The 17,474-nt window shown below is 45.1% G+C and carries 12 protein-coding genes; 7 read left to right on the forward strand and 5 right to left on the reverse strand.

Annotated elements, in window-relative coordinates; genetic code table 11:
• The 5 genes from HMPREF9449_RS03930 to HMPREF9449_RS03950 form a co-directional block, all read left to right on the forward strand.
• A partial coding sequence (locus HMPREF9449_RS03930) for a formylglycine-generating enzyme family protein (protein ID WP_009135933.1) occupies nucleotides 1-267 on the forward strand: 267 nt, incomplete at its 5' end.
• 437 nt (nucleotides 268-704) lie between these two features.
• Nucleotides 705-2,756 carry a PEGA domain-containing protein gene (locus HMPREF9449_RS15810; protein ID WP_009135934.1) on the forward strand — a complete coding sequence of 684 codons (2,052 nt, stop codon included), beginning with the start codon at nucleotides 705-707 and terminating at the stop codon, nucleotides 2,754-2,756.
• A gap of 11 nt (nucleotides 2,757-2,767) precedes the next feature.
• Nucleotides 2,768-5,707, forward strand: coding sequence for a PEGA domain-containing protein (locus HMPREF9449_RS15815; RefSeq protein ID WP_009135935.1), 2,940 nt, complete (start codon nucleotides 2,768-2,770; stop codon nucleotides 5,705-5,707).
• A gap of 10 nt (nucleotides 5,708-5,717) precedes the next feature.
• Nucleotides 5,718-7,898 (forward strand): PEGA domain-containing protein, encoded by a 2,181-nt coding sequence (locus tag HMPREF9449_RS15820; protein ID WP_187118585.1) that lies wholly within the window; start codon nucleotides 5,718-5,720, stop codon nucleotides 7,896-7,898.
• A gap of 17 nt (nucleotides 7,899-7,915) precedes the next feature.
• On the forward strand, nucleotides 7,916-9,112 hold the full coding sequence (locus HMPREF9449_RS03950; protein ID WP_009135937.1) for a murein transglycosylase domain-containing protein: 1,197 nt from the start codon (nucleotides 7,916-7,918) through the stop codon (nucleotides 9,110-9,112).
• A 717-nt stretch (nucleotides 9,113-9,829) separates the two neighbouring features.
• On the opposite strand, the gene HMPREF9449_RS03960 is transcribed toward HMPREF9449_RS03950, so the two are convergent.
• The 3 genes from HMPREF9449_RS03960 to bcp form a co-directional block, all read right to left on the reverse strand.
• Nucleotides 9,830-11,905, reverse strand: a complete 2,076-nt coding sequence (locus HMPREF9449_RS03960; RefSeq protein WP_040611201.1) for a S9 family peptidase — start codon at nucleotides 11,903-11,905, stop codon at nucleotides 9,830-9,832.
• A 210-nt stretch (nucleotides 11,906-12,115) separates the two neighbouring features.
• Nucleotides 12,116-13,156: a recombinase RecA gene (gene recA, locus HMPREF9449_RS03965; protein ID WP_009135939.1), complete on the reverse strand. Its 1,041-nt coding sequence runs from the start codon at nucleotides 13,154-13,156 to the stop codon at nucleotides 12,116-12,118.
• Between the two features lie 62 nt (nucleotides 13,157-13,218).
• Nucleotides 13,219-13,671, reverse strand: coding sequence for a thioredoxin-dependent thiol peroxidase (gene bcp / locus HMPREF9449_RS03970; RefSeq protein ID WP_009135940.1), 453 nt, complete (start codon nucleotides 13,669-13,671; stop codon nucleotides 13,219-13,221).
• A gap of 179 nt (nucleotides 13,672-13,850) precedes the next feature.
• On the opposite strand from bcp, the gene HMPREF9449_RS03975 reads away from it, so the two are divergent.
• The gene (locus tag HMPREF9449_RS03975; protein WP_009135941.1) at nucleotides 13,851-14,171 is read left to right on the forward strand and encodes a DUF4491 family protein; all 321 of its coding nucleotides are present in this window, start codon (nucleotides 13,851-13,853) and stop codon (nucleotides 14,169-14,171) included.
• 23 nt (nucleotides 14,172-14,194) lie between these two features.
• On the forward strand, nucleotides 14,195-14,605 hold the full coding sequence (locus tag HMPREF9449_RS03980; RefSeq protein WP_009135942.1) for a PaaI family thioesterase: 411 nt from the start codon (nucleotides 14,195-14,197) through the stop codon (nucleotides 14,603-14,605).
• 19 nt (nucleotides 14,606-14,624) lie between these two features.
• Here HMPREF9449_RS03980 and HMPREF9449_RS03985 read toward each other — a convergent pair whose 3' ends face one another.
• Together HMPREF9449_RS03985 and cysN are read right to left on the reverse strand one after the other, a co-directional pair.
• A complete protein-coding gene (locus tag HMPREF9449_RS03985; RefSeq protein ID WP_009135943.1) occupies nucleotides 14,625-15,737 on the reverse strand; it encodes a sulfotransferase family protein in 1,113 nt (370 codons plus the stop codon).
• Between the two features lie 33 nt (nucleotides 15,738-15,770).
• The gene (gene cysN / locus HMPREF9449_RS03990; RefSeq protein WP_009135944.1) at nucleotides 15,771-17,429 is read right to left on the reverse strand and encodes a sulfate adenylyltransferase subunit CysN; all 1,659 of its coding nucleotides are present in this window, start codon (nucleotides 17,427-17,429) and stop codon (nucleotides 15,771-15,773) included.
• Nucleotides 17,430-17,474 lie beyond the last annotated feature (45 nt).

Raw genomic sequence — 17,474 nt, forward strand, 5'->3', positions numbered from 1 at the left:
TGCCGTACGCATCGGGTAGGTGAAAAACAGCCGAATGAGTTGGGCTTATACGATATGAATGGTAATGTATGGGAATGGTGTGAAGACTGGTACGGAAATTATAGTAGTGTTTCTCAGAGAGACCCGTCAGGAGCTACTAGTGGTTCTTTCCGGATGCTCCGGGGCGGTAGCTGGAGCGACGGAGCCAGGAGCTGTCGCGGGTCGTATCGTAGCTACAACACGCCTGGCGACCGTTACTACGACCTCGGCTTCCGGTTAGTATGTTAGTTCCCAACCTTCCGGTCTTAAATCGAGCTAAAAAAGAGGGAAGAAGTCGTACGGAGGGTCTCTCGGAAAGGGCGGTTGCCGCCGCCCAAAAGGGAGATCGGACGGGAGACGGTGGGTGGTACAGGCCAAAAAGGAGATTTAAATGGATCTGCCTTCGTAATCGGTACACTGCTGACGGGCAACCTTTTGGGGCTGATGGCCGGAACTCTGTTCCCGAGAAAAATTTGACAAGGAAAAACAATAGTAGATTTTATCCGAACACAAGATTCGTTCATGAATACTGTAAGAGTATCAGTCCTTTTTGAGTAAATGAAAAAGAAAGTTTAAAAAAGGTAGGAATTCTAAAAAGAGAATATAATTTTGAAGTATAAAATGTTCGGAAGGCCAGAGAGATTCGATAGGCGGACGGATTTTTTAATGAAGATAAATTTTTTCCGATGAAAAGTGTTTTAGGAATAGTGTTATTATTTTTCGTTTCTTTGGCGGAGGCCCAGCAGATTTCAGTACAATCGTTCCGGAAACTGGAGAACGATCTTTCGGCCCGAGGGAGTGAGGGGCGTACGGACCAAAATGGAGACCGGTGTGCGATTATTAAAGTGGTGACGCCGGGAACGGACTTTGTGTTTGAACCGGATGCTTTGGGAACGATGGGGACGGTGCAGAAAACAGGGGAGATCTGGTTGTATGTACCTTATGGGGCGAAACACTTGACAATTAAACACTTGGATCTGGGTATATTGCGGAATTATGCTTATCCGGAACGAATAGAAAAGGCTTGTGTATACGAAATGATATTGACGACGGGGCGGGTGAAGACGGTTGTGGAAGAAGATGTCGGCGGACAGTGGTTGGTGATTATGGCCGAACCTCAGGAAGCAATGGTGTATATTGACGAAATCTACGAAGCCGGGGAGGCCGGACGGGTACAGAAATTTTTACCCTTAGGACGGCATACGTACCGGGTGGATTGTGCCTTATATCATCCGGAGGCGGGACAGGTGGAACTTTCTGCCGAGAATAAACAGGAGTTATCTGTTCGCTTGCGCCCCGCATTCGGCTATGTGGAAATAAATTCGGAACCCGAAGCGGGAGCCCGGGTATGGATAGACGGGGAAGAGGTGGGACGAACCCCTTACCGGAGTGAGCGCTTAAAGAGTGGGGAGCATTCTGTAGAAGTGGTAAAAGCGATGTATGCGCCAATTCGTCAGACGATAAAGGTCACGGACGGAGAGACGCTTCCACTGCGGCTGAACCTGTCGGCTAATTACGGATTACTGACCGTTACGACCGACCGGGAAGCTGAAATCTGGATCAATGATGAAAAGAAAGAACAAGGAAGATGGAACGGTCGGTTGACTGCAGGCATGTATGTGGTGGAAGCTCGTCGTCCTTCCCACCGTGTCGTTCGTCAGTCTATAGAAATAAAAGCCGGAGAAAACCGTGAGTTAACTATCGGTTCGCCTGAACCGATTTACGGAACATTAAATATCAACAGCAATCCGGGAGGAGCCGATATTCTTTTAAACGGAGAAAGTTGCGGAACGACCCCTCAGATTGTTCGGCAGGTATTGATCGGAGAGAATAGAGTGGAATTAATCAAACCGGGATATGAGAAAATAACCCGCTTTTGTACGGTGGAGGAAGGGAAAGTGTCGGCACTTGACCTGACGTTATCACCGGAGAGTGCGAAAGTTTGGAACGAGGCAGACATCGACTTTTCGGGCGTTCCTTCCTACACTTCCAGAACAAATCCCCTTATCCTGGGACAACAGGCTTATGTCTTGTTTGTCCAGCGGGAGTGTTCTCCCAGCTATACGGCCTCTGTCTTTGCTAAAGACGAAGCTCAAAGTCGTGTTTCCGGAAGGACGATAAACAAATATTACCACTTTAAAGCCCATAAAGAAACGGTTTCTGTAAGGGGATTTTACAAATATGATTTTCCTTCGAAAAAGTGGATTGCCTGTGCCCTTCCTCCTTATGCAGCCCGTACGGTAGAAGTGTCAGAAAATATAAAATTTCCGTTGGGCGAAAGTCGGGTAGATTGGGGATTAGCAGCTATGGGGAATGCTATTTTTACTTTAGGACAGGATTATATTTATCAGTCGGGGCTGGATAAATGGGCTCCTGTTCCGGTTGTATGGAGGTGGACTACAAAGTATTGGTTTCAGCATAAGATTGTTTTCTCTTCCTCGGAAAAGAATGGGTATTCGGTATCCGTATATGATCCGGAGGAAAATCGTTCGGAATTAGTGCTGACGATTCCCGCCAAGAAAGGGTATTTTGCTCATTTTGCCGTGGAGGAGGGAAAAATGTATTTTGTGGTCGGACCGGCGAACAAAAAGAAGATAAATACGGTTCAGGTATATTTTATTCATGTCGGAAAGAAAAAGGCGGAACAAATAAAGGGCGTGGACGATGCATTTTACAAAAAGTTAATGGAGTCATCGGCAGACCCATATAAAATAGAATTAAAAACAAGTAATTTATAAAGTTAGCTTGCATGAAATTTATATTATTTATGGTATTGGTTATGGGTATTTCTTTGGCGGAAGCCCAGCAGATTTCAGTACAATCGTTCCGCAAACTGGAGAACGATCTCTCGGCCCGTACGGAGAAGCGTGTAGATCAGAACGGGGATATATGTGCTATCGTCAAGGTAGTTGCACCGGAACAGGGATTTTACTTTGACGGGGACGGGAACGGGATTGTTGCGGTGGAACGGAAAATCGGGGAGTATTGGGTGTATGTTCCTTATGGCTCCCGCTATCTTACCGTAAAACACGACAAACTGGGAGTGCTCCGGGCTTATGCTTATAAGGAGCGGATAGACAAGGCTTGTGTATACGAAATGGTATTGACAACGGGTAAGGTGATCACGACGGTGGAGAATGCCCTGACGGAACAGTGGCTGGTGATTCGGGTGGAACCTAAGGAAGCCATGGTTTATATAGACGATGTGTATGAGGCGGCTACGGAAGGGGTGGTACAGAAATACATGAAGTTCGGGCAGTATTCATACCGGATTACGGCTCCTTTGTACCGGACGGAAGCCGGTACGGTGGAAGTAAAAGCCGATCAAAAGGCGGAGTTGGATATACGGTTGAAGCCTGCTTTCGGATACCTGACTCTTACTTCACAGCCGGAAACCGGGGCAAGGGTATGGGTGGATGAGGAAGAAGTCGGACTCACTCCTTATAAAAGCGGACGTTTGAAAGAAGGAAAACACCGGATAAGGGTGGCCAAAAACTTTTTTCATCCGGTAGAACAGGAAGTGAATCTGACGGCCGGATCCACGGAAGATTTATCTCTGACCATGCCGTCGGCTTATGGCTTTCTAGCGGTCACTTCGCAGCCGGAAACCGGTGCGGACGTGTATATCGACGGAGTAAAGGTGGGACAGACTCCCTATAAGAGCGAGCGTTTAAAGAGCGGAGAATACCGGGTACAAGTGGTGTGTTCGATGTATCAGCCGGTGGAGCAACTGGTGACCGTATCTGATAATCAGACAGCTACCGTAGACGCCGGACTTTCGGCTAATTTTGCTTCGGTTACCGTGACGACGGATCCGGAAGCGGAATTGTGGATCAACAATGAGCAGAAGGGAAAGGGAAAATGGAGCGGTCGGTTGAGTGCTGGGGTATGCGTTGTGGAAGCCCGCAGACCTTCCCACCGGACAGTTCGGAAATCATTGGAATTACAAGCGGGAGATACCAAGGCGATTGTGCTGGAAGCTCCTCAGCCGATTTATGGAGCTTTGAATGTCAGTTCTGTGCCCGCAGGAGCGGAGATTCGCATAGACGGGAAAAAATGGGGGAATACTCCTTTGGTACTTCCGAAAGTGTTGATTGGGGAGTGCCGGCTGGAAATTTTGAAAGAGGGATATAATTCCTATGTCCGGAATCTCCGGATTACCGAAGGAAAGCTCGAAGAAGTAAAAGCGGAACTGGAAGTTTTCCGCTTTACAGCTGCGGAATTGAATGCCAAGGGAGACTCTGCAGCCCTGCTAGGCCAATACGAAGAGGCTGCCGGTTTTTACAAGCAGGCTTGTGAGCGGGGAGACGGAAGAGGATATTACAATATGGCCGTTTTATACAAAGACGGAAGGGGAGTGGAAAAAAATTCGATACAGGCTGTGCTGTTTTTTAAGCGGGCTATGGAAGCCGGGGACGAGAAAGCTTTACAGGCGAATGGAAAATTGTTTCAAAAAGGAAAATGGAGAAAGAGGGCAGCTCCTCCTTTTTCTGTCCGCTATGGGGGAATTAGTTTTGCCTTCGGACAAAAAATATATGTAGGAGGCCGGTATGGCACTGATTTTTGGGAATACGATACGGAACAGGACAAATGGTCGAAAAAAGGAAAACTGCCTCAGGAAATTTATGCTCCGGTATTTTTTGTTATCGGCGATAGAGGATATATGGGAGCGGCTTCCGGTTATAAGGGATCCCGGAAATTTTGGGAGTATAATCCGCAGACGGATAGCTGGATGGCAAAACGGGATTTTAAAGGGAATATCAGTTATAACACTTACGGATTCGCTTACCAAGGGAAAGGATATGTGGGAGAGCGGAAAAAAAACAAGTGGTGGGAATATGATCCGCGAACGGATCAATGGACGGAAAAGGGAGCTGATCCGGGAGGATATCATGGATTTTCGAATGCAGAGAAGGCCTATATTCTGGCAAATAAAAACCTCTATGAGCTGGATCCGGTAACGATGCAGAAAACGGCTGTACCGGATTATCCGGGTGCAACGCTTCATTTTGTCGGATGTGCCACTACCCAGTATTTGTATTTTTCCGGGCATATAACCGGGAAAAACAGATCCTTCTATGGCTTTGACATAAACCATAAACAATGGCAAATCTTGCCGGAAGCAGATTTTAAAGATTTCCAATGCATTTGTACCGGGCTAGGCGATAAATTGTACGTTTTTGAAGGGGAATCTACCTGGGAATACGACCCCTCGGAAATCCTGCTTCTTGAAAATAGTGGGGGAAACTCTTCGAAAACCTCCATCGATCGCAGTCAGGGAAATACGCCTCCTACGACTACGACGGAAACTAAAACATATAAGATAGGGGATTTATATGAGCGGGGAGGTTTAAAAGGTATGGTCTATCGGGTAGAAAAGGGGGGACAACACGGCTGGGCCATTTCTTTCCATCAATTAGCTGATATTTCCTGGAACGAAGCAAAAAGCTGGTGTGAAGGAAAAGGCTGGCGTTTGCCAACTCTGGAAGAAATCAAATTTTTATATTCCATAAAAAAGGCGATTAATACTTTGTTTTCCTATCTTGAAGGTACGCCTTTAGACAAGATATATTGGACTTCTACAGCTTATGGGGGAGGACTGATGTATACCTGTAGTTTTCAAACGGGTATATGTAATAATGGAAGTAAAGACAATAAACGGGCTGTTTTTGCAGTTTATAAATTTTAAAAGCGAAACGATGAAATTACTCTTGTTGCTTTTGTTCTTTTTCACTTTAGGAGGGGTACAGGCCCAACAAATTTCGGTTCAATCTTTCCGGAAATTGGAAACCGATTTATCGGCTCGGGGAAGTGAGGGACGTACGGACCAGAATGGGGATCGTTGTGCGATTATCAAGATCGTGACGACAGAGACCGGATTTGATTTTGATCCGGATGCTTTGGGCAGTATGGGCAGTATACAAAAGAAAGGGGAAGTCTGGTTGTATGTGCCCTATGGGGCCAGGCGACTGACGATCCGGCATGCCCGTTTGGGGATTTTGCGTGATTATCTTTATCCGGAACGGATTGAAAAGGCTTGTGTGTACGAAATGGTGCTGACAACGGGAACAATAGAAACAATTGTACACGAAATTGTACAAAAACAATATTTGGTTGTCACAACAGAACCGGAAGAGTCATTAGTATATGTAGATAACGAATATGTAGGAAGCGGACAGGAAATGGTACATAAATTATTGTCTTTGGGAAAACATACCTATCGGGTGGAAGCTCCGATGTATCACACGGAAGCGGGAACGGTAGAATTGACGGCGGAAAAGAAGTCAGAACTTCGTGTCGCATTGCGTCCGGCTTTTGGATTTATTAAAATTGTTACGGAACCGGAAAACGGAGCTCAGGTGATCGTGGATGAAGAGTTGACAGCTTTGATAACCCCTTGCGTAACGGAAAAAGTGAAAAGCGGTACTCACCGGATTAAAGTGATAAAATCCATGTATCAGCCTGTTGTCCGGGAGGTGACTGTGGAAGACGGGAAAACCAGCCTGGTGCATATCGATTTGCAACCCAATTTTGCCGAGCTGACGTTAATAGGAGAAGGGGGAGCTTCTTTGTGGGTCAATGGAGAGGAGAAAGGGACGGGAAGCTGGAAAGGAAGAGTGAATGCCGGGTTGTGCAGTATCGAGCAACGCATGCCTTCCTGTCGGACTCAACGGAAAGATATCGAAGTAAAAGCCGGAGAGGAGCTGACCTTGAAATTGGAACCGCTGGTCCGGATATATGGTATTCTGGATGTCAGCAGTGAGCCGGCGGGGGCTACTATTTATGTGGACGAGGAGGTTTTCGGGACTACCCCCAATTTGATTCAGAAAATGGGAGTAGGAGAGCATAAGATCCGGCTAGCCCTTGAAGGGTATAAGGACGAGGAAAAAACAGTGATGATACAGGAAGGAAAAATCTGTGCCCTGAACATGGTTTTGGAAAAAGGGCTTTCTCCGGAGACGGTGATGATTCAGGGAGAGGCTTTTTATCAGGCTGGTAATTATTCGGAGGCTTATATTTGTTTCCGGAAAGCTGCAGAAGCCGGAAATATTATTGCCCAGAATTGGGTCGGAATATTGTTGGAAACGGGGAAAGGCGTCAGGGAAAGTAAAGTACAGGCGGCTAATTGGTATCGGCGGGCGGCTTTGCAAGGGAATGCGGATGCTCAATATCATTTAGGGCGTCTGTATGAAAACGGAGAAGGGGTGGAAAGAGACCCGGCTCAGGCAGATTCCTGGTATGAGAAAGCGGCTGCTCAGGGGCAGGAAAAGGCTGCGGCTGCTTTAAAGCGAAGGAGGGGAGAGAGGGATACTTTCGTTTGTGGTGCTGTTTTTGTGGATCCCCGCGATGGACAACAGTATCCGACGATACAAATCGGGAACCAATGCTGGATGGCTAAAAATATGAATGTCGGGGAATGGGTAAAAATTCGGGATGTACAGACCCATCGGAAAGCAGGTATACAGAAGTTTGCATACGGGGATCAGCAGGCGAACAATGAGGTTTATGGCGGATTGTACACCTGGTGGGAAGCGATGTTCGGAGAGAGCACAAGCGGCATTAAATATGTAGAAGGCAGTTGGACGGAAATTCAGGGTATTTGCCCGGATGGATGGCATATACCCAGTGAAGCGGAATGGAACATGTTAGCGGGAAATTCACTCGGGCAACTGATACAAGGGATGCTTGCCGGAGGTTACCGTTCCCCGGAAGGAAGTTTTTTAAAGGCCAGTGCATACGGGTATTGGTGGTTGTCTACTTCTGTGAATAGTAATGAAGCTTATGGATTGGAACTGGAGTCTAACAGGAAAAAATATAAATTGAGTAAAAAAAGTGGAGAAAAAGAAAGGGGATTTAGTGTGCGTTGCATTCGTAATTAATATAAAACCGAGATAATATGAAAAAGACAGTCGTTATTTTGCTATTGGTTTTTCTGCCTTTTTTGGTGTGGAGTCAGAGTAAAAGAGAATTGGAAGAGTTTGCCCGTAAACAAGAACAGGAACGGGAACAGTTAAAGCAGGAACAGAAAAAGGGGCTTAGCGATTTGCTTGCTGAGTATGAAAAATATGTGAAAGCCGAACAGGAAGCCTATGCTGCTTTTAAAAAGCAGGTGGAGAAGGAATGGGGAAAAGGAAATGCCGTAGAAAGTACCAATAAAGATTGGGTAGAATATTCGGATGACCATAAAAGCCGGACTGTGGTGGATTTTGAAAAAGGGGAAGCGAAAATAGAAATAATTGTAGGAGAGAATGAGGTACAGGATACGGGGGAATTAAAACGGAAATTGGAAGAAGAGGTGACCCGTTTGATGGAGAACAGGGGGACTTCTAAAGATTACGATACGGAATACGAGAAACGGCGGCAATTGAGTGAAGAACCGGTATTGGCAGGGCAGGTGGAGACCCCGGAAGGCGGAAAAATTTCCAAGGAAAATCTTCCGGAAGCGGTGAAAGAAATTGTAGAAAAAGGAGAGCCCAAGATCGAAAAAGTAAAAGGAGAAGACGGGGAAGAGCGGGAAGTCGTTGTATTTTCCTTGCCTTTAGCTCCCGATCATATCCGGGTAAGGGCCAAACGTTATGAAACAGAGGTAGAGAACTTTTGCCGGAAATACAGCTTTGATCCGGCTTTGGTATATGCGGTTATTCATACGGAATCTTATTTTAATCCCAAGGCTAAATCTTACGTTCCGGCTTACGGTTTGATGCAAATCGTGCCCCATTATGCAGGCAAAGACGCTTATCGCTATGTTTACGGAAAAGACAAACGTCCTACGGCTAATTATTTGTACGAGCCTCATAATAATGTTGAATTAGGGACTGCTTATTTGCATTTATTGTATACGCGTTCTTTTCAGCAGGTAAAGGATTCCAAAAGCCGGATGTTGTGCGTGATTGCCGCCTATAATACGGGAGCTGGCAACGTAAGCCGGGCTTTTACCGGTAATACTCGCTTAAGTAATGCTATTTCTAAAATAAACAGCTACAGTTACGAGGATTTGTATGCTTATCTTTCCAAGCGGTTGCCGGCACAGGAAACCCGGGATTATATCCGGAAAGTAACAGAGAGAATGCAGCAATATAAGGAATGGAGATAAACCCAGAGACGGTGTTGTTTATCTTAAGGTAGATTTATTTGCTTCCCCTTCTTCGGTTGTTTGCGTTTTTCAGTCGTGCTTCACTCGCTTTTCTGTAAGCTCAAGCTCCGTTAAAACACCAAAACTTCCTCCTTTTAGACAGGCTTTGCCTGCCTAAAGTCGGCGGACAAATGGTGTTTTTTACACTCCGCTTTCGCACAGAAAGACGCTCCTTCCCGCAATGACTGAAAAACACAAACAACCTCCGATGCCCGCCACATCCTCCCCTCGTTACTTCTTTAAATGTTTTCCCGAAGCGCCTGTGTTTGAAGCCGGAGCCTTGTTTCGGGAAAGAGGTATGGCGGGAGAGAGCGTAATTTTGTCAGGAAGTCGTACTGTTAAAAAACGCAGGGTTGTCCGCCGACGTTAGGCACACGAAGTGTGACTAAAAGGAGGAAGCATCTGCGTTTTAGGGGAGACTGACTATACAAAATAGCGAACGGAGCCTCCAGCTCTTTCCCGAAATAAGGCGGAGGAATACCTAAGAAAAATAAACAAGTAAATTAAATCTGCCCTTCACTTTTGGGTTTTAAAGCTGTTTGAAGGCAAAAATGACGTATGAAAAAATTTGATTCCATACGTCATTTTTTAGATTCTTGAAGATTTAAAGACTGTCCTTAAAGCACTTTTTATCGTTAAACGATGAATCAGTAGGACACCCTTCCTCGTCCCAGAGGGTTATTTTAGCCATTTATCCAACCAGGCTTTAAATGTTCGTTGCCAGAGAATACCGTCCTGACAGCCTAACACCCAATGACATTCTTCCGGGAAATATAAATATTGGGCCGGAATACCGCGCATACGAGCAGCATTGAAAGCAGCCATTCCCTGAGAGGCGTCGATACGGAAATCTTTTTGTCCATGAATCACTAAAATCGGAGTATCCCAATTGCCCACAAATTTATGGGGAGAATTAGCATAAGTACGTTGAGCTATCTTGTTATTTTTTTCCCAAGGAGCTCCGCCTAAATCCCAGTGGGCAAACCACATTTCTTCGGTCGTATAATATTGCATTTCCAGATCGAAAATACCGCAGTGAGCGATAAATGCTTTAAAGCGGTTGTTGTGATGACCTGCCAGATAATAAACGGAATAACCGCCATAAGAAGCTCCGATACATCCCAGCCGGTTTTCGTCGATATACGGTTCCTTTTTAGCTTCGTCGATAGCTGAAAGATAGTCTTTGATATTTTGTCCGGAATAGTCTCCGCTGATTTGCTCCAGCCACTCCTGACCAAATCCCGGCAGGCCGCGCCGGTTAGGTGCTACGATGATATAACCGTTGGCAGCCATCTGCTGGAAATTCCAGCGGTAGCTCCAGAATTGGCTGACTGTACTTTGGGGACCTCCTTCACAATACAGAATGGCCGGGTATTTTTGATTCGGGTCGAAATGGGGCGGATAGATCATCCACACCAGCATATCTTTGTTGTCGGTGGTTTTTACCCAGCGTTTTTCCACTTTTCCCATCGTCAGTTGGTCCAGGAGCGGTTTGTTGATAAAGGAAAGCTCTTCATCTTTGCCGGTAGCTGGGTCTGTCCGGTAAATTTCTGCGGGTTTACTCATAGAAACCTGAGTGGTGATCAGGCTTCCGTTTACCGGAACTACGGAAGTATAATTGTGAATGCCGTCCGTGTGTTTTTTGATTTCCCCGCTCGTTGTATTGAGGGAATAAATTTCGTCTGTTGCGTGGTAGTCCGAGATAAACCAAACGGTATTATTATCCTTATCCCAAGCCAGATTGCCCACACTTTGGTCAAAATTTTTCGTAAAGTCCTTTTTCTTTCCGGTTTCCAAATCCATGACGAAAAGCCTGTTTTTATCAGCTTCATAGCCGTCCCTTTCCATACTTTCCCAAGCCATTTTTTTCCCATCCGGGGAGAGAACCGGGTTTTTATCGTATCCCATCATCCCTTCGGTCAGGTTGACGGTCGTTCCGTCAGCCGTGTTATAAGCGTAGAGGTCGGTATTGGTGGAAAAGGCATAATCGATACCATATTTTTTACGGCAGGTATAGATAAGCTTTTGGCCGTCCCGGGTCCAAGCCAGTTGTTCGGTTCCTCCCCACGGACGTACGGGGGATTCCCATTTTTCGTCCTTCATGATATCCTGTCCGGAAGTAATGGGCTGGGCGGGAGTATAATCGGCGATAAAAATATGGGTATATCCTTCTACCCAGTCGTTCCAATGCCGGTAGAACTGATCATTGATGATCCGGGCTTTGGCTTTTGGAAGGTCCGGGTGCATATCCTGTACAGTCGGTTCCATTTTTATGTCTTTGTAGTAGGCGATTTTACTCCCATCGGGGGCATACAAATAACCGTTAATACCTCCTTCGATCTGAGTAATTTGTTTTGCTCCGGAACCGTCCGGATTCATTTCCCAGAGTTGTCCTTTCGCCAAATAAGAAATTCTTTTGCCGTCCGGAGTCCAGTTGGCATCCGATTCATTGTAATCGGTATCGGTAATTTGGGTGATTTTCCCGTCTGCCAGATTCATAACATAGAGGTCCGTATAAGAACGGTCTTCCTCTTTGTTGAAATAAGTTACTCCATAGACAGCCTTGCTTCCGTCCGGAGAGATGGCGGGATTACTGATACGACCGAAAGACCAGAGTACTTCCGGTGTCATGATGTCGGAACTGAGTTTTTGTTCCGGCGTTTTATAACCTTTCCGGGCTTCCGGATTTTCTTTTTTATTATCGCAAGCCATAAGTGATAATAAGATCAGGGTGGGGTAAATAATATTTTTCATAGGTAAATGATGAGGAGTCCGTAGACTGATTGAAAAAACATTGTGTTTGTGTAAACAGTTTATTTATAGCTTATTAAATTATTTATATACACTCTTGAAGGGCGGAAATTTCCAAAAATCCAAAGAAAAAGGAGAAAGTTAATAGGTTCCGCACTTATCACTTTCTCCCTCTGTGTTTATCCTCCGCACTTTTTATTTTCGGCGGCTCATTTAACTTTCTGCAATTTCTGCATCTGTTGGATGGTATTCAGAACCGTTCATAGCGGCTACGATTTTCAGGCGCAACTCTTCTGCCAGTTCGGGATTATCCATAATCATTTGCTTAACGGTTTCGCGGCCTTGGCCGAGTTTACTATCTCCATAAGAGAACCAGCTTCCGCTTTTCTTAATCACATTGTATTCCACCCCTAAATCTACGATTTCGCCGGACAGAGAGATTCCTTCTCCGTACATGATATCGAATTCGGCTTTCCGGAAAGGAGGTGCCACTTTGTTCTTGACCACTTTTACACGGGTATGATTTCCGAGAATTTCTTCTCCGTCTTTAATCGGACCGATTTTCCGGATGTCCAGTCGTACGGAAGCGTAAAATTTCAAGGCGTTTCCACCGGTTGTCGTTTCGGGGTTTCCGAACATGATTCCGATTTTTTCCCGAAGCTGGTTGATAAAAACGCAACAGGTATTGGTCTTACTGATCGTTCCGGTCAGTTTTCTCAAAGCCTGCGACATCAGCCGGGCTTGTAAGCCCATGACGCTGTCGCCCATGTCCCCTTCGATTTCCGCTTTCGGCGTCAGGGCAGCTACCGAATCGATCACAATGATGTCGATGGCTGCTGAACGAATCAACTGGTCGGCAATTTCCAAGGCTTGTTCCCCGTTGTCCGGTTGGGAAATAAAAAGATTTTCCGTATCGACACCCAGTTTCTCTGCATAAGCGCGGTCGAAGGCGTGTTCTGCATCGATGATGGCGGCTATTCCGCCTTGTTTCTGTGCTTCTGCAATGGCATGGATAGCCAGAGTCGTTTTGCCGGAAGATTCCGGACCGTAGATTTCAATGACCCGTCCTTTCGGATATCCTCCTACTCCCAAAGCTTTATCCAAAGAAATTGAACCGGATGGAATAACCGGAATATTTTCGATTTCGTTTGCTCCCAGCTTCATAATGCTCCCTTTCCCGAAATTCTTTTCGATTTTGTCCAATGTAAGTTGTAAGGCTTTTAATTTGTCTTGATTGATTTCTTTTGAAGTCATGCTATTTAAATTAATGATAAACAATAAATATACCGGTAAAAAAAGAACTGCAGTTCTTTTTGCTAACCGATAATCTGAGAGACATGATCTTTCGTATTCACTTTAGTAATGATTCTTTCGATCCTGCCTTTTTCGTTTATAAGAAAGGTGGTACGAAGTACCCCCATATATTTTCGTCCGTACATGGATTTTTCTGCCCATACGCCGTATTTCTCCAGAATCTGCTTCTCCGTGTCGGCAATTAAATGAAAAGCCAGGTTGTATTTGGCTATAAATTTCAAATGGGAAGCCGGCGAATCGGGGCTTACTCCTACGACTTCATATCCCTGGGCTGTCAGGCTGGCATAATGATCATTCAAATTGCAGGCTTCTGCCGTACAACCGGAAGTATTGTCTTTCGGATAAAAATACAGAATGAGTTTTTTACCTTGAAAATCATTCAGTGAAATTTCTTTTCCCTCCTGATTTATACCTTTGAAGTCCGGAGCTTTATCTCCTTCTTTTAATTGAATCATGCTGATTTTTTTTCTTTTAGAATTTTCTTTTTTTCAACGCTTTTCCCTTCTTTTTCCGGGAAGACCACTTATACAAAAGTACGAATATTTTGTTGAATACGGATGTTTTTCCCCTTGTTTATTTACGGCTTATGGCTTAAAAAATCTTATCTTTGCGCATAGAATGTAAAGAGGGAAAAATGGAATTTATAGAAAGCTATCATCTGACCGGTTTGTTGATCGGGATATGTACTTTTTTAATTATCGGTTTATTTCATCCGTTGGTAATTAAATGTGAATACTATTTCGGAACACGCTGTTGGTGGATGTTTTTATTGTGGGGAATAGGAGGGATTATCGGAGCCTTATATGTCAGGGAAGTGTTTTGGTCTTCCTTGCTGGGCGTGTTTGCTTTTTCTTCTTTTTGGACCATTTTGGAAATCTTCGAACAAAAAGGCAGGGTGAAAAAAGGCTGGTTTCCGATGAATCCGAAGCGGAAGGCGGATTATGAAGACAAGTAAGGGGAATTTAGTTTGAAAAAAACATGGAAGAATATTTACAGCAATTGAGTGAAAGTTGTCGCCATACTTTGGTGGAATGGCTGGGGATGGAATTTACGGCCATTGGAGAAGGCTGGCTGGAAGTGCGTATGCCTGTAGACCACCGTACCTGTCGTCCGGACGGAGCTTTGCACGGAGGAGCGAATATGGCATTGGCGGAGACGGTAAGCGGGGCTTTGAGTTCCATATCGGTACCCCGGGAATTGCGTTATCAAGTATACGGTATTGAGATCAATGGAAACCACATAAAACGGGCTAGCGGACGTTATGTGACCGGCAAAGCGTTTTTCCTTCATAAAGGAAGGCGCACCCACGTGGTACAGGTGGAAATACGGGACGAAGACAATACATTGATCACGGTAAACCGGGTGACCAATATGGTGGTAGAAGGATAAAGGAAAATCTCACGGCCGTTTAGCCCAAGCGCTCATAACCCCATTGTTTCAAGGCGAAATCCCAGTTCTTTTCTACCAGTTCTATCGTGCGGTCTTCGTATTTGTAAGCATTCTTTTTATATCCCTTTTTCTTATCCAGGTAACGGGCAATATCTGCTTTCGCATTTTCAAAACCCGGAAGGGACAAGGTTTTATAAATCTTTTCCGTTATAGCTAAGGCGTCTTTTTCGTAGTCTTCGAATTTGATTTCGATCAGGTTGCCTGCTGGTATGAGTTGTTTGTCCTGTTCGTACCTCCGGTAAAGGCGTTTGTATACTTCTAAGATGTTATTTTCCAGTTCTTCATCGGAAATATGTTGTAATTTGAGAGGTTGTATGGTATTGCAAAAAAAACTTCGGGTGGATTCAAATACTGTGTAGGGATTTCGTACCAGATAAATGAATTTAGCATTGGGGAACATTTCCAGAATTTGCCGGATATGTCCTGTATGGGGCGGGTTTTTGGAGAGAAATTGTTCTCCTTTGGTATTCCAGAGTGAAATTTTAATAAGTTTCAAAAAAGTAGTTTTAAAAAGCTGTTTTTCTTCTGCCGTAGCCTTTTCCATCGTAAGGTATTTGTCACAGTATTCCAGCATATTTTGGGGCAGAAACCAAAAATTATAGTAGCTGTAAGGGAACATATTGGAAAGAGCGAATTCTTCTTCCTGGGGGAGGTCGACGTTCAGTTCCATATTATCTGTGGGACGTTTGTCGGGCATCAGCCAGGACATGGTCTTTTTAAAAAAGGGTTGTCCCCATAACATCAGGTGAGGGAACACGGTCTGATAGGTAGTGGTGTAGCCGAAATGTTTATCATGGGCCAAGACATTGTGGACGAAGGTTGTACCGCTGCGCCAGTGTCCGAGAATAAAAACGGGTTCCGCATTGACGGGCAGCTCTTTCAGCCTTTTTCGGTAGCGGCTGGCTTCCAGCCCGTTCAGTCGGCTTAAAAGCCAGCAAATCGCTTTGGTCAGCCGGTATTTGGTCCGGTAACCCTTGTCGATTGTTTGGTGTGCCGTGATTCCTTTAAACGTTTTCCAGTCGGCTCCTACTAAAGTATTGACTGGTAGCTTCTGAAATTCGAGTAAACCCATCTTGCTGTCTTACAATTTAATTTTTTCCGGATCTTATAATTTTTTCAGCACATCTTCTACGGAAGAGGATACTTTATTGGTTTCGGCTTTGCAGTTCGTGATGTATTTGCCGTTGGCCGAGTAGCCGATACAAATGACAATTAAGCCTTGCTTGCAGAGGGTATCTGCAACTTTTTCGATATCGGTGATTTCCCGGCTGTTCAGAACCACTACGGTTTTTCCGATATCAAACAACCGGCGTTCCAGCGTATAACCGAATTCTGTGGCCGCTTCTCCGGAAATAGCATATATATGCCCTTGCTGCTCGTAGAGACGGGCGCGGGATTCCGGACTTACGATCGAATACCCGTCCCTCATATACCGACGGTCCTCTTCGGTTATATTGGTCGATAAATCCCGGGCATTTACCTTATCGATGATCATACCGACTGCACAGGTATTGTTTGTAATCGGGTCGATCAGAATAAAAGCTCCTGTGTTTTTGTTTTTCCGGTAAGGATCGAAAAACAAAGGTTTATTGGAAGTAAATACGACTCTGCCGATTTCATTCAGTTCCAGAGTATCCGTCATGGATTGTTCCAGGGTATTTACATTGACTTTATAGCGAATCTGGTCGATTTTGACACGGGTTAGATTGGTCGTGTGTTTAATGAAGAATTGCTGTTCCGGATCCATTTTCGTTTCATCCATCCATACCAACATGGCCTCAAAATTACGGTCTATAAAAGGTAAATTGTCCGGATGCACTAACATTTCTCCCCGGGATACGTCAATTTCATCTTCCAGGGTAAGGGTAATGGCCTGAGGAGGAAATGCCATGTCCAATTCCCCGTCATAAGTGACGATCGATTTTATCCGGGATTTTTTCATGGAGGGAAGGGCGATTACTTCATCTCCTTTCCGGACAATACCGGAAGCTACCGTACTGCTAAAACCTCTGAAATCCAGATTGGGGCGGAGTACATATTGAACGGGATAACGGAAATCCGTAAAATTCTTATCGCTTTCGATCTTTACTGTTTCCAGGAATTCCAATAAAGGTTGTCCTTTATACCATTTCATATAAGGGGAGTGTTCTACCACATTATCTCCTTTTAAAGCCGATAGGGGAATACAGTGTATGTCCGGAATACCCAGAGGGGTGGCAAAATCCCGGTAATCGCTCACGATTTTATCAAACACCTGCTGGCTGTAATCCACCAGGTCCATTTTATTGACGGCCAATACGAGGTGTTGTATGCCCAGTAGGGATACCAGATAAGTGTGACGCCGGGTCTGAGTAATCACACCGGTTCGGGCGTCTACCAGGATAATGGCCAGATTGGCAGTAGAGCCTCCCGTAATCATATTGCGGGTATATTGCTCGTGTCCCGGAGTATCGGCAATGATGAATTTCCGGTTGTTAGTGGAGAAATACCGGTATGCGACATCAATGGTAATTCCTTGTTCCCGCTCCGCTTTCAATCCATCGAGTAATAAAGCGTAGTCGATATTATCCCCTGCGTTTCCGTACCTTTTGGTATCCCGTTCCAGGGCGTCGAGTTGGTCCTCGTATAATTTTTTACTGTCGAACAACAACCGGCCGATTAGGGTGGACTTTCCGTCGTCTACCGATCCGGCAGTCAATAGACGTAATAGATCCTTTTTCTCGTCCCGGTCGAGGAATTCCTTTATATTTAATTTTTCTGCCATTGCGCTTGAATTTACGATTTATGCCCGGAAGCTTCCGGAAACAGC

The organism is Odoribacter laneus YIT 12061 (assembly GCF_000243215.1).
Classification (GTDB): Bacteria; Bacteroidota; Bacteroidia; order Bacteroidales; family Marinifilaceae; genus Culturomica; species Culturomica lanea.

Coding starts and splice junctions, on each gene's coding strand:
- HMPREF9449_RS15810 (WP_009135934.1), top strand. CDS start 705: ATGAAAAGTGTTTTAGGAATAGTGTTATTATTTTTCGTTTCTTTGGCG.
- HMPREF9449_RS03980 (WP_009135942.1), top strand. CDS start 14,195: ATGGAAGAATATTTACAGCAATTGAGTGAAAGTTGTCGCCATACTTTG.
- HMPREF9449_RS03985 (WP_009135943.1), bottom strand. CDS start 15,737: ATGGGTTTACTCGAATTTCAGAAGCTACCAGTCAATACTTTAGTAGGA.
- HMPREF9449_RS15815 (WP_009135935.1), top strand. CDS start 2,768: ATGAAATTTATATTATTTATGGTATTGGTTATGGGTATTTCTTTGGCG.
- HMPREF9449_RS03950 (WP_009135937.1), top strand. CDS start 7,916: ATGAAAAAGACAGTCGTTATTTTGCTATTGGTTTTTCTGCCTTTTTTG.
- bcp (WP_009135940.1), bottom strand. CDS start 13,671: ATGATTCAATTAAAAGAAGGAGATAAAGCTCCGGACTTCAAAGGTATA.
- HMPREF9449_RS03975 (WP_009135941.1), top strand. CDS start 13,851: ATGGAATTTATAGAAAGCTATCATCTGACCGGTTTGTTGATCGGGATA.
- HMPREF9449_RS15820 (WP_187118585.1), top strand. CDS start 5,718: ATGAAATTACTCTTGTTGCTTTTGTTCTTTTTCACTTTAGGAGGGGTA.
- HMPREF9449_RS03960 (WP_040611201.1), bottom strand. CDS start 11,905: ATGAAAAATATTATTTACCCCACCCTGATCTTATTATCACTTATGGCT.
- recA (WP_009135939.1), bottom strand. CDS start 13,156: ATGACTTCAAAAGAAATCAATCAAGACAAATTAAAAGCCTTACAACTT.
- cysN (WP_009135944.1), bottom strand. CDS start 17,429: ATGGCAGAAAAATTAAATATAAAGGAATTCCTCGACCGGGACGAGAAA.